Here is a 24,229-nt window from a genome sequence, read left to right on the forward strand (position 1 = left end):
GAGCATGCTAGAGAACCGCTTACTGCCTTACGCATTTGCGCGTGATTTTTCGGTGCTGGCAAGTCGTGATCTGACCAAGGAAAGCGCGTCGGTAGAACTCGCGGTCTCAACCGAGACCAAGCCTGCTGCCATCGCTGAGGTTGGCCGCCGCTTTGGCCGGATTAAATTGCAGGTGATGCCGCACACGGATTTATTGGATTTGATCGCCAAGGCGTATGCGGGTTCCGGCGGCGATGCGGCTGATGTGGTGGGCGAAGTTGAATCGGATCTTGATTTGGCAAAGCTGATGTCGGATATGCCGGCGATCGAAGATTTGCTGGAGTCGGCCGATGACGCGCCAGTGATTCGCATGATCAATGCCTTACTGACGCAGGCCTTAAGAGACGGTGCCTCGGATATCCATATCGAGCCTTTTGAGCAAATTTCTGTCGTGCGTTTTCGGATTGATGGTTCTTTACGCGATGTCGTTCGCCCAAAAAAGGGCATTCATGCTTCATTGATTTCCCGTATCAAAATCATGGCGCAACTCGACATCGCCGAAAAACGCTTGCCGCAAGATGGCCGTATCACCTTGCGTATCGGTGGCAAGCCCGTCGATGTGCGCGTCTCTACTTTGCCAACCGGTCATGGCGAACGTGCGGTATTGCGTTTGCTCGATAAAGAGGCCGGCCGTCTCGATTTAAGCAAGCTGGGTATGAGCGATGACGTGTTGCCGCAATTTGATAAATTGATCGCCCAGCCGCATGGCATCGTGCTGGTGACAGGGCCAACCGGTTCGGGCAAGACCACCACCCTGTATGCCGCCTTATCGCGTATCAATGCCGGTACCACGAATATCCTGACAGTCGAAGATCCTATCGAATATGAGCTAGCCGGTGTCGGCCAGACGCAGGTCAATGCGCGTATCGATATGACGTTTGCAAAAGCCTTGCGTGCGATCTTGCGGCAAGATCCCGACGTCATTATGATCGGTGAGATCCGGGATTTAGAAACCGCGCAAATCGCAGTCCAGGCTTCGCTGACAGGTCACCTGGTGTTGGCTACCCTGCACACCAACGATTCTGCCGCCGCTGTCACACGTTTGCTGGATATGGGAATTGAGCCTTTCCTGCTTTCTTCGTCTTTGCTTGGCGTGATTGCACAAAGATTGGTAAGGAAATTATGCGTGCATTGCAAGCGATTCGATGGCAAGGTCTGGCATGCCGAAGGTTGTGAACATTGCGGACATACCGGTTACCAGGGGCGGGTGGGTGTATATGAATTGCTGCTCACTACGGAAGAGATTCGCGCTCAAATTCATCATCAAGCTGCCGAGGCAGAAATCCGTATCGCTGCGCAACGCGATGGCATGCGGACCATGCGTGAGGACGGCGAGCGCTGGCTCAGTGCCGGCATTACGACACCTGAAGAATTACTGCGTGTGACGAAAGAATAACCGACCGTGCCTGCATTCCGATACGAAGCCGTTGACCAGGACGGCGCCAGCAAAAAAGGCGTGGTGAACGCCGATAGCGCGCGCGCTGCGCGGGCGGATTTGCGCAGCCAGGGATTTTTGCCGATCTCTGTCGATGCGATCTCCAATCAATTAGATGCGGAAGGCAAAAAACGCCGCAGCTTGTTTGGCGAACATTTATCGAGTGTCGAACTGGCTTTGTTCACACGCCAGCTCGCCAGTTTGCTGGAAGCAGGGCTGCCGCTTGAACAATCATTTTCGGCCTTGCTGGAGCAGGCCGAGCGTAGTTATATCCGCGACCTGATCGGCTCGATCCGTTCCGAGGTCATGGCCGGCGCCGCTTTGTCCGATGCCCTGAAACAGCATCCGAACGATTTTGCCGATATCTATTGCGCGCTGGTTGCCTCGGGCGAACAAATCGGCCATTTGTCGCGCGTGCTGTCGCGCCTGGCAGATTACATAGAACGACGTAATTCGCTGGTTCAAAAAGTAAAACTGGCATTCACTTACCCCGCGATCGTGACCGTCGTCGCTTTTTTGATTGTGATATTTTTGCTGACTTATGTGGTGCCGCAGATCGTCTCTGTGTTTGCCAATACCAAACAGAAACTTCCCTTGCTGACTGTCATGATGCTGGCAATTTCCGATTTTGTACGTAGTTACGGCATCTATGTTGCGGCGGTAGTGGCGTTAGCATTTTGGGGCTGGCGTACCGCGCTCAAAAACCCGGAGGTCAAAATGCGCTGGCATACCTGGCTACTGACCGCTCCGCTTTACGGCAAGTTTGAGCGCAGCTTGAATACTGCGCGCTTTGCCAATACCTTGGCAATTACCACAGGATCAGGCGTACCGATACTGCGTGCTTTGCAAACCAGCCGCGAGACTTTATCCAATGTTGCGATGCAGGCTCAGGTTGAAGAAGCGACTGCCAGTGTTCGCGAGGGCGTGGGTTTAGCGCGGGCGCTCTCTGCGCATAAGCATTTTCCGCCGATGCTGATCCATATGATACGGGCCGGTGAAGTCACCGGTGAATTGCCCGCGATGTTAGAGCGGGCCTCGAACGCGCAGGAGCAAGACCTGGAGCGCCGTGCGCTGACCATTGCCGGCTTACTGGAGCCTGCATTGATCCTGGCCATGGGCGTGGTGGTCTTGCTGATCGTGCTTGCTGTGCTGATGCCTATTATTGAAATTAATCAATTAGTCCGATGACGTAACTATTGCCGCGGACCCTGTGCGTGTATTGCGGCAAGTGGCAAGTTAACAAGGAATGAAATGAAGCGTGTACCTCTTATCGTCAGTTTTTTGATGTTTATCGTTGTTTGTATGTCGCTCAGTTTTTGGGGTATTCAACTCTTTAAACCTAAACCGCGCGCCGTTGCGGTGCCGTCCCAGGTCGTGGCGTTTGAACCGGGTGCCGGTCAATGGGGAAATATCTTCGGTGCCAGCCAGATCGCACAGGCCGCCAGCAATTATCAATTAAAGGGTGTGATACTCGCCAGGCGTATGAATGATAGCGTGGCGATTGTCAGTGCCAATGGCAAACCTGCTCAAGCGGTTGGCATCAACCAGGAATTATCGGCAGGCATCACGCTGCAAGAAGTGCATGCGCAATATATTCTGATTTCCGAGAACGGTATTATCAAGCGAGTCGAATTGCCGCCGTCCACGACGATCATGGCCTCACCGTCGGCCGCAATCAATAATGCGGTGGTACCGCCACCGAATCCCGTTGCATTTCCGCAAAATAATCAACAAGTCTTTAATGGTCCGAATCCGGGCATCTCCATCAATGGTGGCGTGCCTGTCGTCACTCCTCCCGCATCGACTCCAGATAATCAACGCTAGGTTATTCTTTGCAATTCCCCGCTTACATTGAACAAGCCCTAACGCTGGTTGATCCATCATGGATCCCCGCTTTACGCGCTGCCTTATCCGATCTGCATAAAGCCGATCCTGCTTATCTATTGCAACTGGAAAAAACCGATTTTCTCCCGGAATCTAGGCGTCTATTCGCTGCATTTGCGCTGCCCGTCGATCAGGTCAGATATGTATTGATAGGTGAGGGACCTTATCCCAGAGCTGAAAGTGCGACCGGCTTTTGTTTCATGGACGGCGCGGTGAAAGAACTCTGGTCGCATGAGGTCGACGGCGGATTATCGAAGAAGGTGAATCGTGCGACTTCCCTGCGTAATTTTATAAAAATGCTGTTAGTCGCGGAGGGGTATTTGACTGAGGCCGACACTTCGATCGCGGCGATGTCGGTAGTGGCGCAGCGAGCGAAATTAAGGGGTTCCGGCTTGATTCAGACTTTGCCGGAGTTACAGCAGAATTTATTGGGCCAAGGATTTCTTCTGCTGAACGCCTCGCTGATTTTCCGTTCTGATGTTGCCCCCGTGAATGATGCAAAAGCCTGGCAGCCATTTTTGCAAAGTATTTTAACGGCATTAAACCAGCGGCAGGAAGTGTTGGGGGCGCCGATGGTCCGCCTGGTTTTGTGGGGCAAGATTGCAGAGCAATTAAAAAAAATACCGGTCACGGATTTATTTTTACAGGAAATTGCGGAGCATCCGTATAACCTATCGTTTATCTGCAACAGGCAGATGCAATCCTTTTTTAAACCTTTGCACTTACTGCAAAGCGATATTGAAAGAACGGCCACAGCAATCTTCAAGACTAGCAGTACAAGTTGATGGATTTATATATGATTTTGATTTTCTTTCGCACTGATTTTCGTTCGGATGTTGTTCATTTTGTCAGCGTATAAAATGAATCCCAGTTGCGTCTATCTGAAACCGGAGATGGAATAATCGGCCAGCTTGAAATTCGTCATCTATCCTGGTTTATCGGTGATACGATAATGAGTAATCAGAGATAGTCTGGGCAATGAATATCAAACATGCTAAAGAAAATTGAAACAAACCAGCTACGGGTCGGGATGTATATACAGGAATTATGCAGCTCCTGGATGGATACGCCGTTCTGGCAAAAGTCTTTCATGATTGATGACCAAAACCTGCTAAGTAAGGTATTGAGCACCAAAATAAAAGAAGCCTGGATCGATACCAGCAAAGGCCTGGATGTGTTCGTACCAGCCGATCCAGATCCACCGCTTCCATCCCGTCCCATCGTTGAGGCACAGGAATCTGTCGCTGCCGTCAGGCCTGTACGACCACCCTTCAGTGATATCGCCAGCGTCTCGATGGCGGATGAAGTAGGGCGTGCAACCCAGATAGTCACTAAATCCAAGCAAGCCGTTTTCTCGATGTTTAATGAAGCCCGCATGGGTAAAGCGGTTGAAGTCGAGAATGCCTTGCCTCTGGTTGAAGAAATCGCGACATCCGTCATGCGTAATTCCGGCGCATTGATTGGATTGGCGAGATTGAAGACCAAAGACGATTACACCTATATGCATTCAATTGCCGTATGTGCTTTGATGATCGCTTTATCCAAGCAACTGGGATTGAATGATGAGCAAACCCGCGAAGCCGGTTTGGCCGGGTTATTGCATGATATCGGCAAGATGATGGTATCTGCCGATATTCTGAATAAACCCGGCAAGCTTACCGATGCCGAATTCGTTTTGGTCAAGCAGCATCCGGTCGCCGGTTATAAGATGCTGCTGGAAGTTAAAGGCCTGAGCGAAGTGGCACTCGACGTCTGTTTGCATCATCATGAAAAGGTCGATGGCTCCGGTTACCCAAAACGGCTAACAGGGGATCAGATCAGTTTGTTTGCCAAAATGGGGGCGGTATGCGATGTCTACGACGCTATCACCTCGAATCGTCCGTATAAGCAAGGGTGGTGTCCGGCTGAATCCGTGAAGAAAATGGCGGAATGGAGCAAAGGACATTTTGATGAAACGGTATTCCAGGCTTTCGTCAGAAGCATCGGTATATTCCCGGTAGGAACCTTGGTGCGTTTGGAGTCTGGCCGCTTAGGCGTGGTAGTTGAACAGCAGGTGGGGAAGTCCTTGTTGTCACCCAAAGTAAGGGTGTTTTTCTCCACCAAATCGATGGCATATATCATGCCGGAATTGATTGATCTGGCCAGGCCAGGATTGCAGGATAAGATTGCCGCCCGTGAAGATGCAGTTAAATGGGGATTGAAAGACATTAATCGTTATTGGCTGGGCGATGCGACAATATCCGGCTAATTGATTCTCGTCATTTTTATTACGACGCTTGAACACAAGACACCGCTAATGAAGTAATGCCGTTCATTAATCCTGAACGGCATTTTGTTTTGCGTGCCCTGATCATCAAAAAAGTTTAACCGAACGGTATTGCCGCAGTGGCTGGGTTGTTCCGGGGGGATTCATTGCTCCGGGCGGCGCTGAATTTGGTCGGAGCTATCAGAACCGGTGACGCAGGCCGACCGTGAATTGTTTATTGCCCAGGCCTGGTTCTTCGCTATTGCCTTCCGTATACGCTGCGCCGTTATGATTGCGGATGACGGCATACGAAGTGTAGATATCGGTGCGTTTCGAGAAGGCATACATATAGGCCAGCGCATATTGTTGCGCATCCTGATTCAGCGCGGTTTTGTCGTCTTTGCGGACGTAGGTAGCTACGACAGTATTAGCGCCGAAGGGAACGGAAACACCCAGCAGCAGATCAGTGCTGTCGGTGGATGCAGTCGGAGCCGCACCACCGAAACTGGCTGCGCTATTGTTCAGCGCGGCGCTGTTCGGGCCTTTATCGACGCCGTAACCGGCATATACTTTGGCTGAACCAAAGTCGTAGTTGGCAGCTATCAAAAAGTTGCGTGCGGTATCGGTGTTTTTGACGTTGGCGGTGTCATTATTTTTGACATGGTAAGCCATCCGCACATTCAATGGTCCCTGGCTATAACCAAAGGAGCCGTCGATAGCCCGGCTGGCATTGATATCGCCGGCGACTTCGCCTGCAGCATACATCAGGTCGGCGCTGTAGCCGTTGAAATTGGCGCTTCTGAGCAGAATCGAATTTCCGGCACGGAAGCCGGTGGTAGCCATCAGATTGTTGGAGCGTGCAATGCCGTTACGCAAAGGGTCCACCACCGTATTCAACGTGGTGAAGAAAGGCGTATCCTGCAAGCCCAAAGAAATTGTACCGAGCGCATTGCTCAGGCCGACGATCGAAGTGCGTCCGAACAAATTGCCGTTCTGAGTCGATCCGCCGGTATCGGCATGCAAGCCGCCCTCCAGCACGAAGAAAGCGGAATTGCCCTGGCCCAGATCTTCCGTACCGCGAACTCCCCAGCGGCTCTGGGTTGCCATGCCGCTGGTGAGCCGCGTCGAAGCGCCATTGATGCCGCCCTGATCGACCGACATGCCGAGATCCATGACGCCGTATACGGTGACGGCATTTTGGGCAGAAGCGATGTGGCTGAACAAGCCCAGGCTGGCAAGACCTGCGATTGCGATTAGATTTTTTTTCATTTCGTCTCTCTGTTTACATTAAAAGCGCGCAGGGATTCCTTATCCCGGCGGGACTTTTTTATGGTGATGGGAATGCAGCGTTGAATCGCAACGCTGCCAGGGTTTGAATAAGCTCAGTAAAACAAAAAAATCAATTTTTGTGCTTGATCACAGGATCAGGAATAGCCTCGATTTTTCCGAGTACGAAAACGAAGGAAATAATGCCGATCAACAAAATCACACCTGCGACAAAGAACGCATTGGCGAAAGAATTGGTGGCGCCGACGATATAACCGGTGACGATCGGCGCTGCTGCACCCATCAGGTTGTTCACGAAATTCATGATGCCGCCGATGGTGCCGGCACCGCCCTTAGGTGCAATCAAGGAGGGCAGCGACCAGCCTACCGGTGCGGCCGAAGCCAGGCCGCCGAGTGCGATTGAAATCCAGAAAATCGCCCACACCGGATCGACAGTCTGTGTCGCACCGAACACGGCCAGGCCGAACAGCATGCCGACGATCAGTACGGTTTTGCGCACCTTCGATTCATCATGGCCGCGTGAGATCAGGTGATCGATCAGCCAGCCGCCGACAAACAGATCGGTTATCGTTGCAAATACCCAGGGAATCGCGGCATAGCCGGCCGATTTCAGAATGCTCATATGCATGGTTTGTACCAGATAGCCGGGCAGCCAGGTCAGGAACAGGTAAAACGAATAACCGTAGGCTGCAAAGCCGATCGTCAATCCCCAGACCTTGGTCTGTTTCAGCAAATAACCCAGCATGCCGATGGCGCCGCTTTCCGCCTTGCCCTCCGGTGCTGCACCGCCTTGCTGGATGTAATCGAGTTCCGCTTTGGATAAATGCGGGTCGGCACTCGGGTCGCGGTAAAAAATCCAGAATGCAATGAAATACAAGAAGCTCAGCACCGCAGTCAGGCCGAAGCCCCAACGCCAGCCGAAACTCACCACGGTCACGGCCACCAGCGGCACACCGATCACATTGGAGAATTTAGCAGCGGCATCGAAAATTGCCGTTGCCAGACCGCGCTCCCTGCGCGGGAACCAGTAACCGGTCGCTTTCGAGCTGACAGGAAATGCCGGCGCTTCCGCGATGCCGAGCAAAACCCGCGCAAAAAAGATACCCGCAAAACCGCTGGAAAATGCCGTAATGGTGGACGCCACACCCCATAAGAAAGCGCCCCAGCGACCGACGCGGGTCGGGCCGAATTTGTCCAGCAGCATGCCTACCGGAATCTGCAATGTGGCATACGACCAGGCGAATGCACTGAACAGCAATCCCATGTCGATGGCGCTGAGTTTGAATAATTCCTGGATTTGCGGTGCAGCGACGGACAGGCCGATACGATCAATGTAATTGATCAGGACGCCGACGCCGAGCAAGGCGCCTATGCCCCAGCGTCGTCGTGGAATTGTTGGTGAATGAGGTGGTTTCATGCTTGTCTCCTTGAGGGTATCGTTATTGGTTGTGTATTGGTTGGGCATTAGCTGCGTTGGGTGCTACGGTGCATCGGGATGACATCAGTAAAACGAAATGACCACCATCAGCGCGTAGCCGATAAGTTCAGAATTTCTTGTATCAATACAGCAGGTTCTTTTTGAATATTCAGGCGAATGCTCTGTTCGTCGGCTTGCAGCGCTTGCAAATCTGCAAGCTGGCTATCGAGCAGCGACAAAGGCATGAAGTGATCGTTGCGGGCACGCATGCGGGCAGTGATCAGTTCACGGTCACCATCCAAATGTACGAATACCAGAGCAGGATCGGCTTCACGTAGCAGATCGCGGTATGCGCGCTTCAATGCCGAGCAGGACAGTACCAACCCCTGTCCTTTTGCCCGCGCAGCAGCAAGCTGTTGCTTCAATTGTTGTAGCCAATCAGCCCGGTCAATATCGGTCAGCGGAATAGCGGCCTGCATTTTCAGAATGTTGGCTGGCGGATGATATTTATCGCCTTCGATAAAAGGGATAGCGAGTTCGTTGGCCAGACGCTGACCGATTTCACTCTTACCGCAACCGCAGACCCCCATCACTACCCAGCGGAGGGAGGATAAGGATGCGGCGGCTTGTTGATCAAGGTGGTAGTTCACAAGAATATTCCTGGAAAAGTTGCCATTCAAATGATAGCGCTAACATTAAGATCGGAGTTTAATGATCGCGGCAGATTTGTAAAGAAAAATCCATGTTGCGAAGCAGCATGGAAAGGCTATGAAAATAAGCTGAAAGTGAAATAAAAAAGATGAAAAATACCCGTTATCGCAGGAGCGGATGGCGGGAGAAGTGCTTCAGCTTCGGTGGCTGACAGCGTTTCCGGCATGTGGTTTTTTAGGCGCTTTCGCGAGCCATTAAGGTGAATCCCAGATCGATCTGGGGTTGAGCGACTGTTTCTTTGCGGATGATGGAGCGTAATAAGGCTGCGGCTTCAAAGCCGACCCGATAGCGTGGCGTGCTGATCGTCGTGACGGACGGTTTCATCCAGGCGGAGGCCGGTAAATCATTGAAGCCGCAAATCGCTATTTGCTCCGGAACGGCGATTCCGCGCCGCTGGCATTGGTAAATCGCACCGTGCGCCAGATCGTCATTGCAGCAGAAAATCGCATCGCAATCAGGGACCACCGACAGCATGCGCCCCAGTAATTCCGCGCCGAGCGCAATAGTCGAAGGGTCGCCGACCATGACTTCGAGTTTGCTGTCATACATACCGGCTTCACGCATCGCTTTGCGATAACCTTCGGCACGTTTTAATGTCCGCTCGTCAAGCTGCGCGCCCATGAAGCCAATGCGGCAGTGGCCTTTATCCAGCAGGTAACGGGTCATGGTGTAGCCAGCCTGAGACTGTGAAAAACCGACTGTAAACGCACTCCCTTTTTCCGCCAGATCCATCATGGATACGATAGGTACCTGCGAAGCTTGCAGAATCTGTTCTACCCGCGGGCTATGCGACATGCCTGATAGCAGGATGCCATCCGGATTCGACTGCAGATAAATGCCCAGTAATTTTTCTTCTTCGGCATCCGAATAACGGGTATTGCCGATCAGGATTTGATAATCGTCGGCATCCAGCGCATCCTGAATGCCTGCCAGCACTTCGGTAAACACGGCATTCGACAAGGATGGCACTAACACCACAATCACATTCGATTGCGCCGATGCCAGCGCCCGCGCCGCCCGGTTCGGCACATAACCCAATTCCGCCACGGCCTGCTCCACGCGCTGGCGCAGACTAGCGGAAACCAGGTCAGGCTGATTAATGGCGCGCGAGGCGGTCATGCTGGCAACGCCCGCTTTGGCGGCTACTTCGGCCAGCGTGATTTTGCCGCTTGCGCGTCCCCTGATGGTCTGAGCTTTGGTCATAAAAAGCAAAAAAATGTTAGCGTTAACAAATGATGGAGGGTACTTTATACCATACGAAAGGCCGTATAAAAATCCATAGAAAATATGGTCTGAAAGCCGCTTCCGTACTTTCACATGAATCAATTATTTTGCATAGCAAAGATGGGGCATTGTAAGCGCAGATATTCGATCCGGTGTTATCGCCTTCGCATTTTAGGAGAGGTAATCCAGCCGCGAAGTTCTCGACGATCTGCCAGCCCTTGATCGGTAAAGCGTTGCGGTACATCCGTTGGGCGGCAAATTGCCATTCTTATTTCAAGGCGCTAGCCAAAGGCTGCCTGCACTCCTGAATGAAAACGGCCCAGTCGTCAAGGCGAGCGGGCCGTTAAAACGCTCCTTAACATTGGTCGATTGGGTTATCAGAAAAAAACTTCACTGAACCGTATTGCCTGATGAGGGTGTTTTGTCTGCGGTGAATTAATTTGCAATTTGCGGATTTATTTTTCTGGCTGGATGACGACTTTTCCGGTGACTTTGCGTGCCGCGATGTCGTTCAGGGCAATTGCCGTATCTTTGAGCGAATAGCGGCCCGAGATATGTGGTTTGATTTTGCCTTGCGCTAACCAGCCCATCAATTCGCCCATCGCCGCCATATTGGCTTTCGGCTCACGCTTGGCAAATTCGCCCCAGAACACACCGACCAGCGATGCGCCTTTTAGCAAAGTCAGATTTAAAGGCAGCTTAGGGATTTCTCCATTGGCGAATCCGATCACCAGGTAGCGACCGCGCCAGGCGATGGAGCGGAATGCGGGCTCAGCATAAATGCCGCCAACCGGGTCGTAAATTACATCCGGTCCTTTGCCATCAGTGGCTGCTTTGATCGCCTCACGCAAATCTTCGGTGCTGTAATTGATCGTCAGATCAGCGCCATGCTCTTTGCAAATAGCGAGTTTTTCATCCGAAGAGGCCGCGGCAATGACACGCGCTCCTAATGCCTTGCCAATTTCTATTGCCGCCAGACCGACGCCACCCGCCGCACCCAGCACCAGCATGGTTTCGCCCGCTTTCAATTGAGCGCGATCAACCACCGCATGGTGCGAGGTGCCATAGGTCAGCGTGATGGCCGCTGCGGTGTCAAAGTCCATGCCGGGAGGCATTGGCATCACCGCCTGAGCGGGTGCCACGACTTGCTGGGCAAATGCGCCATGACCGATGAAGGCAATCACTTTGTCGCCGACCTTGATCTTGCTAACGCCTTCACCGACGGCTCGCACCACGCCGGAGAGTTCGCTACCCGGGATGAACGGCAATTCCGGCTTGAATTGATATTTATTCTGGATGATGAGCACATCGGGAAAGTTAACCCCCGCTGCTTTGACATCGATCACGACCTGTCCTGCGCCAGGCAACAGATCCGGTAAATCTTCTACTACCAAGGTGTCGGGTAATCCCCAGGCTTTGCACAATACCGCTTTCATGTCTTTGTCTCCTGATTAAAATAGTACGGTCGTTTGATTTTATGATTATGCCGCAAAAAACAGCCGGTTGTCTGATTTTGCAAAGTTGCATCGGTTAAAATGTCAGACATGAAAATCCTGATCAGTAATGACGATGGTTACCTTGCGCCCGGCATCATTGCCCTGGCCGATGCTTTATCCGCAATTGCGGAGGTTACTGTAGTAGCACCGGACAGCAATCGATCCGGTAGTTCAAATGCTTTGACGCTAGATCGACCTCTGTCTGCCTATCGTGCGGCAAACGGCTATTATTTCGTCAATGGTACTCCTTCAGATTGCGTGCACATTGCCTTGACGGCGATTATGCCGACCAGGCCGGATTTAATCGTGTCCGGTATTAATCAGGGACAAAACATGGGCGACGATACCCTGTATTCGGGTACTGTTGCTGCGGCAACTGAGGGATATCTGTTCGGCATTCCTGCCATCGCTTTTTCACAAGTGGACAAAGGCTGGGCGCACCTGGATGCTGCTGCGAGAACGGCCCGCGAAATGATAGAGCGAGGTTTCCCGACTTTAAGCCAGCCGTTTTTGTTGAATGTGAATATTCCTAATCTCGATTACGCAGAGATTAAAGGCGTCAAGGCCGCCAGATTGGGCAAACGTCATACTTCCGAACCGGTAATTAAAGCGTTTGATCCACATGGGCGGGAGATCTATTGGATAGGGCCTCCGGGGATGGCCAAAGATGCCGGTGAGGGCACGGATTTTTATGTGACAGGGCAGGGCTATGTATCGCTGACGCCGCTGCAGATTGATTTAACCAATACCCGGCAACTGGCCCAATTGCAAAGCGAATTCGGAGCCGGTGTGATATGAACAAAGACGGCAAACGCTTCCCGCTCAGCTTGTCGTCAGTAGTGGACCGGGCCGGCAAAGCAACGGTACGGCCAACGCATGCCCCTAAAACGGCAACCCAGCAAACCGCGATGCAAAATGCGCTGACGCACGGAACGACAAAAAAGCAGTTCACGACAGCCCAAGCGGTGCCGCCAACCAAAATTGCCCAGCAAAAAATCACTCCGAATCAGCCTAGCAGTCCATTAGTATCTGACGCTGTGCGACGCGCCATGGTGGCAAGAGTGGCGCAACAAGGCGTCAAAGATCAACTGGTGCTGTCCGCACTTGAAGCCATTCCAAGGCATTTGTTTGTGCAGTCGGGATTGGCCAGCCAGGCATACATCGATGCCGCGCTTCCAATCGGGCATCATCAAACCATCTCGCAACCTTATATCGTTGCCCGCATGACAGAAATTATGCGCGATGGAGGCAATTTAAATCGCGTATTGGAAATCGGTACGGGCTGCGGTTATCAGGCCGCCGTCCTGTCACTGGTGGCCAAGGAAGTATTTTCTATTGAGCGTATAAAAGCCTTGCATGAGCTGGCAAAAAATAATTTGCGGCCCATGCGGATTGCCAATATTCGCTTGCATTACGGCGATGGTATGTTGGGATTGCCTCAGGTTGCACCGTTTGACGGTATCATTATGGCTGCAGCAGGTATGGAAGTGCCAAAAGCCTTGTTGGAACAGCTGACAATTGGTGGACGCTTGATCGCTCCTGTTGGCGGCGCCAGCCAAGTTCTGCAATTAATTCAACGTACGGCGAAAAATGAATGGAAAAGTTCGGTATTGGAACGCTGTCATTTCGTCCCTTTGCACCAAGGCGTCATCTGATGTTGATGCGCAGATGTTTAATCAAGTGAATTCGTAATGAGTATGAAGAAATATAAACTAGTAACGGCGTCAATCTTGCTGGCTCTGATCAGTGCTTGTAGCACTACGCCAAATAATGCGCCGGTGGTCGAACGCGGTGTCGACGGCAGAACGCAGAATCCGTCAAATATGGCAGCGTCTGAGACAGGGCTTGCGGCCAAGCCTGTAGATGCGCGTAATATCTATATCGTCAAAAAAGGCGATACTTTATTTCGCATTGCATTGGATCACGGTCAAAGCTATAGCGACATCGTGACCTGGAATAATCTTAAAAACCCGAATGATATCAAAGTCGATCAGGTGTTGCGCATAGCGCCTCCCGATGGCAGCGCCAGTGTGCAAACAGGCGCGGTTGTCAGCAGTCCAGGCGCTGAAGTCCGGCCTTTGTCGTCGCTCAATCCATCCGCGAATAAAACCGGTCCGCGCGGTGATAAGCGTCCTTATTCCGAAGCGGCTTTAGCGGAGATGCAAAAGTCAGATGCGCCGAATGCAACGGTTGTTGCGCCAGTTGTTGCCAGTGTGTCGAAGCCGGAGATTGCCACTCCGCCAAAACCAGTCGACCTTGCCCCAGCTCCGGCAGAGACGGAATCGGTGGACTGGATGTGGCCGGCAGATGGCAAGGTGATTGCCGGTTATGACGAGGCTAAAAACAAGGGTTTGGATATCTCGGGTAAATTAGGGCAAGATGTGCTGGCAGCCGGTGCCGGTAAGGTCATGTATGCGGGGAGTGGAATACGTGGTTATGGTAACCTTGTTATTATCAAGCATACCAACACCTTGCTTTCGGCTTATGCGCACAATAAAGCGATCTTGGTGAAAGAAGGCCAGGCAATTAATAAAGGTCAAAAAATTGCCGAGATGGGGAATTCCGACAGCGATGCTGTGAAGCTGCATTTTGAAATCCGTCAACAAGGCAAGCCGGTCGATCCTTCAAAATTTTTACCCCGTCAGTAGCAATCAAAAGAAAGCAAGCGTATTGCCGATGCGTTTAATTTTTGGTGAGTTTTCTTAGCGTCATTAAAATAGGATAAGTCGTTTTATTACCTCAACTATGCCGAATACTTCTTCCAAGCATCAACTGCAATCGACTGAAATAGAGGACGATCAGGATCGTCTCGTTGATGTGGCGACCGAGCAGTTGGCTGTCCCTTCAGATTTTTCTGAGGACGAGACTGAGGAGGTACAAGATAGTCAGGACGGACAAAACGATAATCCTATTTCTTTAATCGTCGCCCCGATTGACGAATTAAAAACGGTATTGGCGGCTGAACTGTCGACCGACACCACGCAGCATTATCTGAATCAAATCGGCACTCGTCCCTTGTTTGCAGTTGCCGAAGAGCTGCATTACGCAACGTTAGCGAAGCAGGGTAATTTTGAGGCTCGTCAAAAAATGATCGAGCACAATTTACGTCTGGTCGTCTCTATCGCAAAACACTATATCAACCGCGGCGTTGCTCTGCTCGATATGATAGAGGAGGGCAATCTTGGCCTGATGCATGCGATTGACAAGTTTGAGCCGGAGCGCGGTTTCCGGTTTTCTACCTATGCGACCTGGTGGATACGCCAGAGTATTGAGCGCGCTATCATGAATCAGGCGAGGACGATCCGCTTGCCGGTGCACATGGTTCGTGAACTGAACCAAATTCTGCGCGCCAAATATCATCTCGAATCGCAGCAACATGACGGTCGTGACGCTGCGCTGGAAGATATTGCGCATCTGGTGGACAGGCCGATCGATGAGGTGCAGGATATTCTGGCCTTATCCGAGCACGCAACTTCTCTCGATACGCCGCTGGATAATGATCCGCAGTCAAGCCTGATGGACATGCTGCCCGGCGATAGCGAAGACACGCCGGATATTCGTGCTGAACATCATGAAATGACTATCCTGGTACGCGACTGGTTATCTAAATTGCCTGACAAACAAAGAATCGTCATTGTGCGCCGCTTCGGTCTGGATAATGATGATCCTGCGACCCTGGAAACCCTGGCGGATGAAATGGGCATCACACGCGAGCGTGTGCGCCAGATTCAGCAAGAAGCATTGATTAAGCTGAAGCGCTCATTCGCATCGCGCGGCGTAGGTCGGGATGCCTTGCTGTAGTCTCGTTTCGTTTTCTCTCTAGCGCCGGTCGTGATGCAAATTCCCTGCATCAATTGCGGATGGCCGGTCAGATTCTCTTATAATCCCGCTTTCTGAATATTTCCTAACCGGCGTGACGACGATGTCACGCCTTGTTCACTATGAAAACAATTAATATCCGCTCCCTTGATATGGACGCCCGCGGCGTTGGTCATCTTGAAAATGAAGATGGCAGTCCCGGTAAGGTGGTCTTTGTGGAGGGGGCTTTACCCGGCGAAGAAGTGGGTTTCCAAACCTTTAAAAAGAAAGCCAGTTGGGAAGCTGCCACCATGACGCAATTGGTGCGCGAATCTTCGCAGAGGGTGCAGCCTAAGTGCGCTTACTTCGGTCTATGTGGCGGCTGCTCTATGCAGCATCTGGATGCCAGCGCGCAGGTCGCCATGAAGCAGCGTGTGCTGGAAGATAATTTATGGCATCTCGGTAAGGTCAAAGCCGATACCATGCTGCGTCCGATCTTCGGGCCGACCTGGGGTTATCGTTACCGCGCGCGTTTGTCGGTACGCAATGTGAAGAAAAAAGCTACAGTGCTGGTCGGTTTTCATGAAAAAAAATCCCGTTACGTCGCCAATATGGAAACCTGCGAAATACTGCCGCCGCATGTCTCCGCCATGTTAATGCCGCTACGTGGCTTGGTCGCGAGTTTGTCCATCGTCGATGAATTGCCGCAAATTGAACTGGGAATTGGCGAGGGTGTGACTGCCATGGTGTTACGTATTTTGGCACCTCTGAGCGCAGAAGACGAGATGAAGCTGCGTGCATTTGCGGATCAATATGCAGTGCAGTGGTGGCTGCAAACCAAAGGTCCGGAGACCGCAACGCCGTTTTATCCTGAACAAAGCGAATTGCATTACCTGCTGCCGGAGTTTGGCATCAAGATGCCGTTCAAGCCAACGGATTTTACCCAGGTCAATCACCATATCAACCGGGTGCTGGTCGAGCGCGCCTTGCGCATGCTCGACGCGCAGCCTGACGAACGGATTGCCGACTTGTTTTGCGGATTGGGTAACTTCACTTTGCCAATCGCCACGATGGCGAGAACAGTGGTCGGTATCGAGGGAAGTGATACCTTGACCGGGCGCGCGCAAGAAAACGCATTGGCCAACGGTTTGCAAGATTCGACTTCGTTCAGCACTCGAAATTTGTTTGACATTACGGCGCAAGATTTCATCGCTTTGGGGAAATTTGACCGGTTCCTGGTTGATCCGCCGCGCGATGGTGCGATGGCTGTGTGTCAGGCTTTAATCGATCTGGGGGAACTGGCGCCGGAATTGAAGCCTAAACGCATTGTCTACGTATCCTGCAGTCCGTCCACTCTGGCGCGCGACGCCGGCATGTTGGTCGGGCAGGCGGGTTACCGGCTCAGTTTTGCGGGTGTCGTGAATATGTTCCCGCATACTTCGCATGTGGAATCGATGGCGGTTTTCGATTTGATGTAATTGGCGCATGATATACAATACTGGTAGGGGTATATTTTAAATGCCGCCGTTAAGTTGCGCGCCTAGATTGATTTTTAGGCATACTCCCTGATTTAGGTGAATGAGTTAGATAAATGAGCTGGTTGAAATCCAGCTCGTTTTTTTGCACTTGCCAGGTTTGCCAGGAATTTCCATGATTCCGGTGCGTTGCTGCCTGAGATCTTTTGCATGAAAGACTTGCAATTCATGGCAATAAAGAAAATAATTCTCGATGGTAATGGCTTTCATTGACAAATACCTAGCTACTGCTGTTTCGTGATAAAATCTAAGGTTAGATGAATTCTTGAAATTTTGTCTTAACCCTTTCATTTTATTGGAGTTTTTTAGATGGCTATCGAACGTACATTGTCTATTATTAAGCCTGACGCAGTTGCAAAAAATGTGATCGGTCAAATTGTCAGCCGCTTTGAAGTCGCTGGTTTGAAAGTAGTGGCTGCTCGCCTGACACAATTGTCACGTGCTGAAGCAGAAGGCTTCTACGCAGTTCATGCGGCTCGCCCGTTTTTCAAGGATCTGGTTGATTTCATGATCTCTGGTCCGGTTTTTGTGCAAGTGCTGGAAGGCGAAGGCGCGATTTTGAAAAATCGTGACCTGATGGGTGCAACTGATCCGAAGAAGGCAGAAAAAGGCACAATCCGCGCTGATTTCGCTGAGTCCATCGACGCAAATGCAGTGCACGGTTCTGACGCAGTTGAAACAGCTGCAGTTGAAATTGCTTATTTCTTCCCAGCTTTGAACGTGTACTCGCGTTAATCGTTTTATTGTAATGTCGCCTTGCGTTTGCAGTGTTGCAGAAGCAAGGCGTGAAAGAAGATGCATATGACGGCACTCACCAATTTGTTGGATCTGGATCCTGCGCAACTCGTCGCTTATTGCGGCGAGTTGGGTGAGAAGCCGTTTCGCGCCAAACAATTGCAGCGCTGGATACACCAGTTCGGCGCCAGCAATTTCGAAGAGATGAGCGATCTCGCAAAATCTCTGAGAGAAAAATTATCAACGCGTGCCTTTATCGCCGCTCCCGCCATTATCAGCGACCATACATCCACTGATGGTACGCGTAAGTGGTTGCTGGATGTGGGACAAGGCAATGCGGTTGAAACTGTTTTTATCCCCGAAGAAAATCGCGGGACTCTATGTATTTCTACCCAGGCAGGCTGCGCGGTGAATTGCCGTTTCTGCTCGACGGGTAAGCAGGGTTTTAATCGTAATTTAAGCGTGGGTGAAATTATTGGCCAGTTGTGGATGGCTGAATTTTTGCTGCGCGAAACCAAGGGCATTCCGCCTGGCCCGAAAGGTGAACGTCAGATCACGAATGTCGTGATGATGGGCATGGGTGAGCCTTTGTTGAATTTTGAACCGACGGTAACTGCATTGCGTCTGATGCTGGATGATAATGCTTATGGCTTGTCGCGTCGCCGTGTAACTTTGTCGACTAGCGGCGTGGTGCCGATGATCGATAAGTTGTCGCAAGAATGTGCGGTCGCTTTGGCAGTATCGCTGCATGCATCGAACGATGCGTTGCGCGATAGCCTGATTCCGCTGAATAAGAAGCATCCTTTGCAGGAGTTGATGGCGGCATGCAAGCGTTATCTTGAGTTTGCGCCGCGCGATTTCATCACGTTTGAATATTGCATGCTGGATGGTGTCAATGACACGGATCAGCATGCACGTGAATTGGTGCAGCTGGTAAAAAATGTGCCGTGCAAATTTAATTTGATTCCATTTAACCCGTTTCCTGAATCCGGTTTGAAGCGTTCGGCAAATCCACGCATCAAGGCATTCGCTCAGGTATTGATGGATGCAGGGCTGGTGACGACCGTCCGTAAAACGCGTGGTGACGATATCGATGCGGCGTGCGGGCAGTTGGCAGGTGAAGTGCAGGACAGGACGCGTGTGCAGGAGCGCATGCAAAAAATGGCGGAATATCAAACCAAGTTCGGTAAAAATTTTGGCAAGATCGTGGAGATCACTCAGTGAAAATTGTTGGCTTGCACTACCGTGTTTTATCTGGCGTTTTGTTAGCGCTGATTTTGTCCGCATGTGCAAGCAAAAAGCTTGAGGGGTCTCAGCAGGAATCGACGCCTACTGTAGAAAAAGCTGAATTGCAAAAGCGCGCTGCGATTCGCATGCAACTCGCGATTGGCTACTACCAGCAAGGCCAACAAAAAGTCGCGCTGGACGAGATCCGCCAGGCGTTGTTGGTAGAGCCTGATCTGGTTGACGCTTATAGTGTCCGAGCCTTGATTTTCATGGATATGGGCGAAAAGCAATTGGCGGAAGATAATTTTCAGCATGCCCTGAAGCTGGCGCCAAATAACTCGGATATTGCGAATAACTACGGTTGGTTTTTGTGTAATAACGGACATGAGAAACAGGCGATGCCGTATTTTGAGAGAGCCATCAAGGATTCTAGCTATCCGACGCCGGCCAAAGCACTCAATAACGCAGGCGTGTGCAGCTTGCGATTGAAGGATCTGGCTGCTGCTGAAAAATATTTCCTGATGGGTTTTCGCGAGGATCCGGCCAGTTTGACGATCAACGCCAATTTGTCGAAGGTGTATTACGATAGAGGCGAATACGAGAAGGCGAAGTTTTATGTCAATCGCGTTCTGAAGGACGAGGTTTACGCGGCCGATGTACTCTGGCTTGCGATTAAAGTAGAAAATAAACTTGGTGACCAGTCGGCAGTTAGCGGCCTGGCGACGCAATTGCGTCGACGTCATCCGAACTCCAAAGAATATCTACTATTTCAGCGCGGGGCTTTTGATGAGTGATGCAGGTATGAATTTGTCAGTGGAGCAATTGAATACCTCTGCGATTACCGAAAATTCCGAGCCAAAAAATAGCTATGTCCCGCAAACTGCAGGCGCTATGCTGGCTGCAGCAAGACTGCAAAAAGAGTGGACTGTCCAGCAGGTGGCCGATCAATTGAAATTGTCCGGCCGGCAGATCATTGCTTTGGAAGCGAATCAGTTCGAGGCCCTGCCAAAAATGGTTATCGTGCGTGGCTTTATCCGCTCATACGCCAAATTGCTCAAGATTGACGTCGAGCCGATTCTCGCTAAATTGCCGCAAGAATCGACTGCGATGGCGGATGTGCCTCATTTGCGCCCCGCATTGACGACACCTTTCCTTGAGTCGAAATTGCCTCTCATGGGACGCCAGGATCCTACCAATAGCAAATACATTTGGGGTGCCATCATGCTGGCGATATTGGCGGCAGGATTTTTTGCCGTGCAAAAACTCGAACACACGGGATGGATACAAAAATTTCTGGCTCATCAAGTCGCATCAACACCTGAGCAAACTGCCTCAAATGTTGTCGAGTCAGCAGAAATAGTGCCAGCGTTGCCAGTTTCGCCAGTTCAGGTTGCATCTGACAAAAAGATGGAGCCAGTTGTCAACCCGATGCAGAAAGAGGTGGCAATCGCAAAGCAAACTCCTGAGCTTACCTCGGGGGCTGCGCAAACAATCCCGCAAACTGTTGCGCAAGCGACGCCTTTAGTGTCATCTGTCGCCAGTCAAGTTACTTCACCTGCGCCGACGGTAAGTAATCCTGCAGCGCTTGAGCAGTCAGCGAATCTGATGAAATTTAAATTCCGTCAGGATTCATGGATACAGATCAAACGTGAAAATGGCAGTGTCGTGACATCGCATCTTGCAAAAGCGGGCACCGAAGAGAGCTTCGACGTGAAAGAAGCTTTGCAAATCAAAATCGGTAATGCTGCCGGTGTTGACGGCACATTGCGCGGCGTATCTTTGAATATTGCTGCGACTAAAGAAAGCAATGTCATTAATTTGAATGTGAAGTAAACAGTATGACAGTCTCTTTTTCTGGAATTTCATCCGGCCCTTTGTCCCGCCGTGCCAGCCGTGCGGCAAAAATTGTATATGGTGCACGCGAAATCACGATAGGCGGTTCCGCACCTGTCGTGGTGCAGTCAATGACTAACACCGATACTGCTGATGTAATTGCGACAGCGATTCAAGTCAAAGAACTTGCAAGAGCCGGTTCGGAACTGGTCAGGATTACCGTGAATAATCCGGAAGCGGCGGCAGCTGTACCGGCGATACGAGCGCAATTGGATAAGATGGAAATCGATGTGCCATTGGTCGGTGATTTTCATTACAACGGCCATACCCTGCTCAAAGATTTTCCTGACTGTGCCAGAGCCTTATCCAAATACCGGATTAATCCAGGCAATGTCGGGCAGGGCGCCAAGCGCGATACCCAATTTGCACAAATGATAGAAATGGCGTGTTTCTATGACAAGCCAGTTCGTATCGGCGTGAATTGGGGTAGCCTGGATCAGGCACTGCTTGCTCGCATCATGGATGAAAATGCGCTGCGGGCAGAACCCTGGAGTGCGCAAACCGTGATGTATGAGGCATTGATTACTTCGGCCATCGAGAACGCGCAGCGCGCTGAAGAATTGGGTTTGGCGGGCGACAAAATTATTTTGTCCTGCAAAGTATCCGGCGTACAGGATCTTGTCGCGGTCTATCGCGAGTTAGCCAAACGCTGCGATTATCCGCTGCATCTCGGTTTGACCGAGGCGGGAATGGGGAGTAAGGGCATCGTCGCCTCGACCGCTGCCTTGGCTGTACTGATGCAAGAAGGCATCGGCGATACGATACGGATTTCTCTCACGCCTGAGCCAGGTGGTGACCGCTGTAAAGAAGTGATTGTCGGGCAGGAAATTTTGCAAACGATGGGGTTGCGCAAATTCACGCCTATGGTGATTGCATGTCCAGGCTGTGGTCGCACTACATCGACCGTTTTTCAAGAGCTGGCCGATAGCATACAAACATTTTTGCGCGATCAGATGCCAGTCTGGAAAAAACAATATCCAGGCGTTGAGAACATGAACGTTGCCGTCATGGGATGTATCGTCAATGGTCCTGGCGAGTCCAAGCACGCGAATATCGGCATCAGCTTGCCCGGCACTGGCGAATCGCCTGCAGCGCCGGTGTTTATCGACGGTGCCAAAGCGATGACCTTACGTGGCGAGCGGATTTCAGAAGAATTTCAGGCGATTGTGCTGGATTACGTGAAGAGTAATTACACGCCCAAGGCTGTGCTTTAAAAATATTAATTAGGCAATGAAGAATGTCAGAGAATAAAAAACTGGAAAAAATTGTTGGCGTAAAAGGGATGAATGATCTCTTGCCAACGGATGCGCCATTATGGGAATTGTTTGAAAACACGGTGCAGTCGGTCTTGAAAAGTTACGGCTTCCAGCAAATACGTACGCCTATCGTCGAACCAACCGCCTTGTTCGCGCGCGGACTTGGCGAGGTCACGGATATCGTTGAAAAAGAAATGTATTCGTTCGAAGATGCGATGAACGGCGATAAGCTGACCCTGCGTCCCGAGAATACGGCCGGTGTGGTGCGTGCCGCGTTAGAGCATAACCTGACTTACGAAGGACCTAAGCGTCTTTGGTATAACGGCCCGATGTTCCGTCATGAAAAACCGCAACGCGGACGCTATCGTCAATTTCACCAGGTCGGTGCCGAGGCCTTGGGTTTCAGTGGCCCAGATATCGATGCCGAGCTGATCATGATGTGCCAACGCCTCTGGGATGATCTCGGCTTGCAAAATGTACGCCTTGAACTTAATTCCATTGGCGATGCCCAGGAGCGTAATCTTCATCGTACGGCTCTGATCGCCTATTTCGAACAAAACAGAGAATTGCTGGATGCCGAGGCACTGCGTCGCCTGCACAGTAATCCTCTGCGTATTCTCGATACCAAGAACCCGGCGATGCAAGTGATGGTAAATGCGGCGCCCAAATTGCTTGATTATCTTGGTGCCGAATCCCTGGCGCATTTTGAAGGCGTGCAAAAAATATTGCGCGATAACAGTATTCCTTTCACGATTAATACCCGTTTAGTGCGTGGTATGGATTATTACAATCGTACGGTTTTTGAGTGGGTTACCGATCAGCTCGGATCGCAGGGTACCGTTTGTGCCGGAGGTCGATACGATTCTTTATTCAGTATTTTTGGCGGCAAGCCCACACCCGCATGCGGCTTTGCGATGGGTATTGAGCGTCTGCTGGAACTGATGAAAGAATCCGGCGAAACCCACGCGCCGGCACAATGCGATGTTTATCTCGTGCATCAAGGTGCTGCTGCACAGGCGCAATCTTTTGTTTTGGGAGAGCGTTTGCGCGATGCAGGCCTGGATGTTGTGTTACATTGCGCAACGGCGAGCGGAGTGGGCAGTTTTAAATCGCAAATGAAGAAAGCCGACGGCAGCGGTGCTGCTTACGCCGTCATCATCGGTGAAGATGAGGCGCTAGCGCACACGGTCATCGTGAAGGCGATGCGCGCTGACGATATGGAAAATAATCAGGTCAGTGTGCCGTTTGACACGGCAGTTGATTATTTGGTTGATCAAATTACCGGTGCCGGCGAGGCAGATCATTGCTGCGACGACCCGACACATATTCACATTCATCACTAGACTTAGATAACATGGCATACGATCTCGAAGAACAAGAGCAATTAGACACGCTCAAAGCATGGTGGAAACAATACGGTAACCTGGTTACCTGGTCGCTGGTGATTGCCTTATCTGCCTATGCAGCATGGACAGGATGGACAAGTTATCAGCGCAATCAATCCAATCAGGCCTCGCAGTTGTACGATGAAATGCAAAAAGCAGTTCAGGCCAAAGATAACGCCAAGGTGCAACGTGCAGCGAATGACCTGATCGACAAATTTGGTAAAACACCTTACGCAGCAATGTCTGCATTGACTGCGGCGAAAAGTGCTTTCGATGCAAATGATGCTAAATCGGCTAAGGCACAGTTGCGCTGGGTGGTTGAGCATAGTAGCGTCGATGAATACAAAAGTATCGCCAGGATTCGGCTGGCCGGCCTGGCATTGGATGAAAAAGCCTACGATGAAGGCTTATCGCTTTTGTCAGGTGACTTTCCTGCAGAATTCGCCGGAGATGTAGCGGACAGAAAAGGTGATATCTATCTGGCGCAAAATAAAACGGCAGAGGCGCGTGCTGCGTTTCAAACAGCATTGGACAAACTCAAAGAAAAAAATCCTGGTCGTCAGCTGATTCAATTGAAGCTTGATGCTCTTGGTGGTACAGAAGCGAAAGTGGCTGGCAATAGTAGTGCCGCAAGCAATTCCACAAGCAAATAATAGGAGTAG

22 protein-coding genes are annotated in these 24,229 nt (G+C 51.1%); 17 read left to right on the forward strand and 5 right to left on the reverse strand.

Features of this window, described 5'->3' with window-relative positions; all coding sequences use genetic code 11:
- Positions 1-4: 4 nt before the first annotated feature.
- From gspE to LPB67_RS05100, 5 genes are all read left to right on the forward strand, one after another.
- On the forward strand, positions 5-1,435 hold the full coding sequence (gspE, locus tag LPB67_RS05080) for a type II secretion system ATPase GspE (RefSeq protein ID WP_262835959.1): 1,431 nt from the start codon (positions 5-7) through the stop codon (positions 1,433-1,435).
- 6 nt (positions 1,436-1,441) lie between these two features.
- Positions 1,442-2,662 (forward strand): type II secretion system inner membrane protein GspF, encoded by a 1,221-nt coding sequence (gspF, locus tag LPB67_RS05085; RefSeq protein ID WP_262835960.1) that lies wholly within the window; start codon positions 1,442-1,444, stop codon positions 2,660-2,662.
- A gap of 63 nt (positions 2,663-2,725) precedes the next feature.
- Positions 2,726-3,298 (forward strand): type II secretion system protein N, encoded by a 573-nt coding sequence (locus tag LPB67_RS05090; RefSeq protein WP_262835961.1) that lies wholly within the window; start codon positions 2,726-2,728, stop codon positions 3,296-3,298.
- Between the two features lie 8 nt (positions 3,299-3,306).
- Positions 3,307-4,143 (forward strand): uracil-DNA glycosylase, encoded by an 837-nt coding sequence (locus LPB67_RS05095; RefSeq protein WP_262835962.1) that lies wholly within the window; start codon positions 3,307-3,309, stop codon positions 4,141-4,143.
- A 206-nt stretch (positions 4,144-4,349) separates the two neighbouring features.
- Positions 4,350-5,606 (forward strand): HD-GYP domain-containing protein, encoded by a 1,257-nt coding sequence (locus LPB67_RS05100; RefSeq protein WP_262835963.1) that lies wholly within the window; start codon positions 4,350-4,352, stop codon positions 5,604-5,606.
- A 198-nt stretch (positions 5,607-5,804) separates the two neighbouring features.
- Here the strand turns inward: LPB67_RS05100 and LPB67_RS05105 are convergent, their stop codons facing one another.
- From LPB67_RS05105 to LPB67_RS05125, 5 genes are all read right to left on the reverse strand, one after another.
- Positions 5,805-6,872 (reverse strand): porin, encoded by a 1,068-nt coding sequence (locus LPB67_RS05105; protein WP_262835964.1) that lies wholly within the window; start codon positions 6,870-6,872, stop codon positions 5,805-5,807.
- Between the two features lie 130 nt (positions 6,873-7,002).
- Positions 7,003-8,307, reverse strand: coding sequence for an MFS transporter (locus tag LPB67_RS05110; RefSeq protein WP_262835965.1), 1,305 nt, complete (start codon positions 8,305-8,307; stop codon positions 7,003-7,005).
- Positions 8,308-8,414: 107 nt separating this feature from the next.
- Positions 8,415-8,957, reverse strand: coding sequence for a gluconokinase (locus LPB67_RS05115; protein WP_410482698.1), 543 nt, complete (start codon positions 8,955-8,957; stop codon positions 8,415-8,417).
- Between the two features lie 235 nt (positions 8,958-9,192).
- A complete protein-coding gene (locus tag LPB67_RS05120) occupies positions 9,193-10,221 on the reverse strand; it encodes a LacI family DNA-binding transcriptional regulator (protein WP_262835966.1) in 1,029 nt (342 codons plus the stop codon).
- Positions 10,222-10,697: 476 nt separating this feature from the next.
- A complete protein-coding gene (locus tag LPB67_RS05125; protein WP_262835967.1) occupies positions 10,698-11,678 on the reverse strand; it encodes an NADPH:quinone oxidoreductase family protein in 981 nt (326 codons plus the stop codon).
- Positions 11,679-11,786: 108 nt separating this feature from the next.
- Here LPB67_RS05125 and surE point away from each other — a divergent pair, with 108 nt between their 5' ends.
- The 12 genes from surE (at position 11,787) to LPB67_RS05185 (ending at position 24,220) form a co-directional block, all read left to right on the forward strand.
- On the forward strand, positions 11,787-12,536 hold the full coding sequence (surE, locus tag LPB67_RS05130) for a 5'/3'-nucleotidase SurE (protein ID WP_262835968.1): 750 nt from the start codon (positions 11,787-11,789) through the stop codon (positions 12,534-12,536).
- Entirely contained in the window at positions 12,533-13,393 is an 861-nt protein-coding gene (locus tag LPB67_RS05135; protein ID WP_262835969.1) for a protein-L-isoaspartate(D-aspartate) O-methyltransferase, read from the forward strand. The genes surE and LPB67_RS05135 overlap by 4 nt, the downstream gene beginning before the upstream one ends.
- Before the next feature lie 42 nt (positions 13,394-13,435).
- Positions 13,436-14,386, forward strand: a complete 951-nt coding sequence (locus LPB67_RS05140) for a peptidoglycan DD-metalloendopeptidase family protein (protein WP_262836172.1) — start codon at positions 13,436-13,438, stop codon at positions 14,384-14,386.
- A 97-nt stretch (positions 14,387-14,483) separates the two neighbouring features.
- Positions 14,484-15,539: an RNA polymerase sigma factor RpoS gene (gene rpoS / locus LPB67_RS05145; RefSeq protein WP_262835970.1), complete on the forward strand. Its 1,056-nt coding sequence runs from the start codon at positions 14,484-14,486 to the stop codon at positions 15,537-15,539.
- A gap of 140 nt (positions 15,540-15,679) precedes the next feature.
- Positions 15,680-17,014: a 23S rRNA (uracil(1939)-C(5))-methyltransferase RlmD gene (gene rlmD / locus LPB67_RS05150; RefSeq protein WP_262835971.1), complete on the forward strand. Its 1,335-nt coding sequence runs from the start codon at positions 15,680-15,682 to the stop codon at positions 17,012-17,014.
- Between the two features lie 366 nt (positions 17,015-17,380).
- Complete coding sequence (ndk, locus tag LPB67_RS05155) at positions 17,381-17,806, forward strand: nucleoside-diphosphate kinase (RefSeq protein ID WP_262835972.1); 426 nt, start codon at positions 17,381-17,383, stop codon at positions 17,804-17,806.
- Between the two features lie 66 nt (positions 17,807-17,872).
- Complete coding sequence (gene rlmN, locus LPB67_RS05160; RefSeq protein WP_262835973.1) at positions 17,873-19,030, forward strand: 23S rRNA (adenine(2503)-C(2))-methyltransferase RlmN; 1,158 nt, start codon at positions 17,873-17,875, stop codon at positions 19,028-19,030.
- On the forward strand, positions 19,027-19,827 hold the full coding sequence (pilW, locus tag LPB67_RS05165; RefSeq protein WP_262835974.1) for a type IV pilus biogenesis/stability protein PilW: 801 nt from the start codon (positions 19,027-19,029) through the stop codon (positions 19,825-19,827). The genes rlmN and pilW overlap by 4 nt, the downstream gene beginning before the upstream one ends.
- Before the next feature lie 7 nt (positions 19,828-19,834).
- A complete protein-coding gene (locus tag LPB67_RS05170; RefSeq protein ID WP_262835975.1) occupies positions 19,835-20,866 on the forward strand; it encodes a helix-turn-helix domain-containing protein in 1,032 nt (343 codons plus the stop codon).
- Positions 20,867-20,871: 5 nt separating this feature from the next.
- Positions 20,872-22,140 (forward strand): flavodoxin-dependent (E)-4-hydroxy-3-methylbut-2-enyl-diphosphate synthase, encoded by a 1,269-nt coding sequence (gene ispG, locus LPB67_RS05175; RefSeq protein WP_262835976.1) that lies wholly within the window; start codon positions 20,872-20,874, stop codon positions 22,138-22,140.
- 23 nt (positions 22,141-22,163) lie between these two features.
- Positions 22,164-23,525: a histidine--tRNA ligase gene (gene hisS, locus LPB67_RS05180; protein ID WP_262835977.1), complete on the forward strand. Its 1,362-nt coding sequence runs from the start codon at positions 22,164-22,166 to the stop codon at positions 23,523-23,525.
- Between the two features lie 11 nt (positions 23,526-23,536).
- Positions 23,537-24,220 (forward strand): YfgM family protein, encoded by a 684-nt coding sequence (locus LPB67_RS05185; RefSeq protein ID WP_262835978.1) that lies wholly within the window; start codon positions 23,537-23,539, stop codon positions 24,218-24,220.
- Positions 24,221-24,229: the final 9 nt, after the last annotated feature.

It is taken from the genome of Undibacterium sp. Jales W-56 (assembly GCF_025548535.1).
Taxonomy (GTDB): domain Bacteria; phylum Pseudomonadota; class Gammaproteobacteria; order Burkholderiales; family Burkholderiaceae_D; genus Undibacterium.

Bases quoted from the DNA above. Each gene is read 5' to 3' on its own strand.
- gspE (WP_262835959.1), top strand. From the start codon at position 5: ATGCTAGAGAACCGCTTACTGCCTTACGCATTTGCGCGTGATTTTTCG.
- LPB67_RS05090 (WP_262835961.1), top strand. From the start codon at position 2,726: ATGAAGCGTGTACCTCTTATCGTCAGTTTTTTGATGTTTATCGTTGTT.
- LPB67_RS05100 (WP_262835963.1), top strand. From the start codon at position 4,350: ATGCTAAAGAAAATTGAAACAAACCAGCTACGGGTCGGGATGTATATA.
- LPB67_RS05105 (WP_262835964.1), bottom strand. From the start codon at position 6,872: ATGAAAAAAAATCTAATCGCAATCGCAGGTCTTGCCAGCCTGGGCTTG.
- LPB67_RS05110 (WP_262835965.1), bottom strand. From the start codon at position 8,307: ATGAAACCACCTCATTCACCAACAATTCCACGACGACGCTGGGGCATA.
- LPB67_RS05120 (WP_262835966.1), bottom strand. From the start codon at position 10,221: ATGACCAAAGCTCAGACCATCAGGGGACGCGCAAGCGGCAAAATCACG.
- LPB67_RS05125 (WP_262835967.1), bottom strand. From the start codon at position 11,678: ATGAAAGCGGTATTGTGCAAAGCCTGGGGATTACCCGACACCTTGGTA.
- surE (WP_262835968.1), top strand. From the start codon at position 11,787: ATGAAAATCCTGATCAGTAATGACGATGGTTACCTTGCGCCCGGCATC.
- LPB67_RS05135 (WP_262835969.1), top strand. From the start codon at position 12,533: ATGAACAAAGACGGCAAACGCTTCCCGCTCAGCTTGTCGTCAGTAGTG.
- LPB67_RS05140 (WP_262836172.1), top strand. From the start codon at position 13,436: ATGAAGAAATATAAACTAGTAACGGCGTCAATCTTGCTGGCTCTGATC.
- rpoS (WP_262835970.1), top strand. From the start codon at position 14,484: ATGCCGAATACTTCTTCCAAGCATCAACTGCAATCGACTGAAATAGAG.
- rlmD (WP_262835971.1), top strand. From the start codon at position 15,680: ATGAAAACAATTAATATCCGCTCCCTTGATATGGACGCCCGCGGCGTT.
- ndk (WP_262835972.1), top strand. From the start codon at position 17,381: ATGGCTATCGAACGTACATTGTCTATTATTAAGCCTGACGCAGTTGCA.
- rlmN (WP_262835973.1), top strand. From the start codon at position 17,873: ATGACGGCACTCACCAATTTGTTGGATCTGGATCCTGCGCAACTCGTC.
- LPB67_RS05170 (WP_262835975.1), top strand. From the start codon at position 19,835: ATGAATTTGTCAGTGGAGCAATTGAATACCTCTGCGATTACCGAAAAT.
- ispG (WP_262835976.1), top strand. From the start codon at position 20,872: ATGACAGTCTCTTTTTCTGGAATTTCATCCGGCCCTTTGTCCCGCCGT.
- hisS (WP_262835977.1), top strand. From the start codon at position 22,164: ATGTCAGAGAATAAAAAACTGGAAAAAATTGTTGGCGTAAAAGGGATG.
- LPB67_RS05185 (WP_262835978.1), top strand. From the start codon at position 23,537: ATGGCATACGATCTCGAAGAACAAGAGCAATTAGACACGCTCAAAGCA.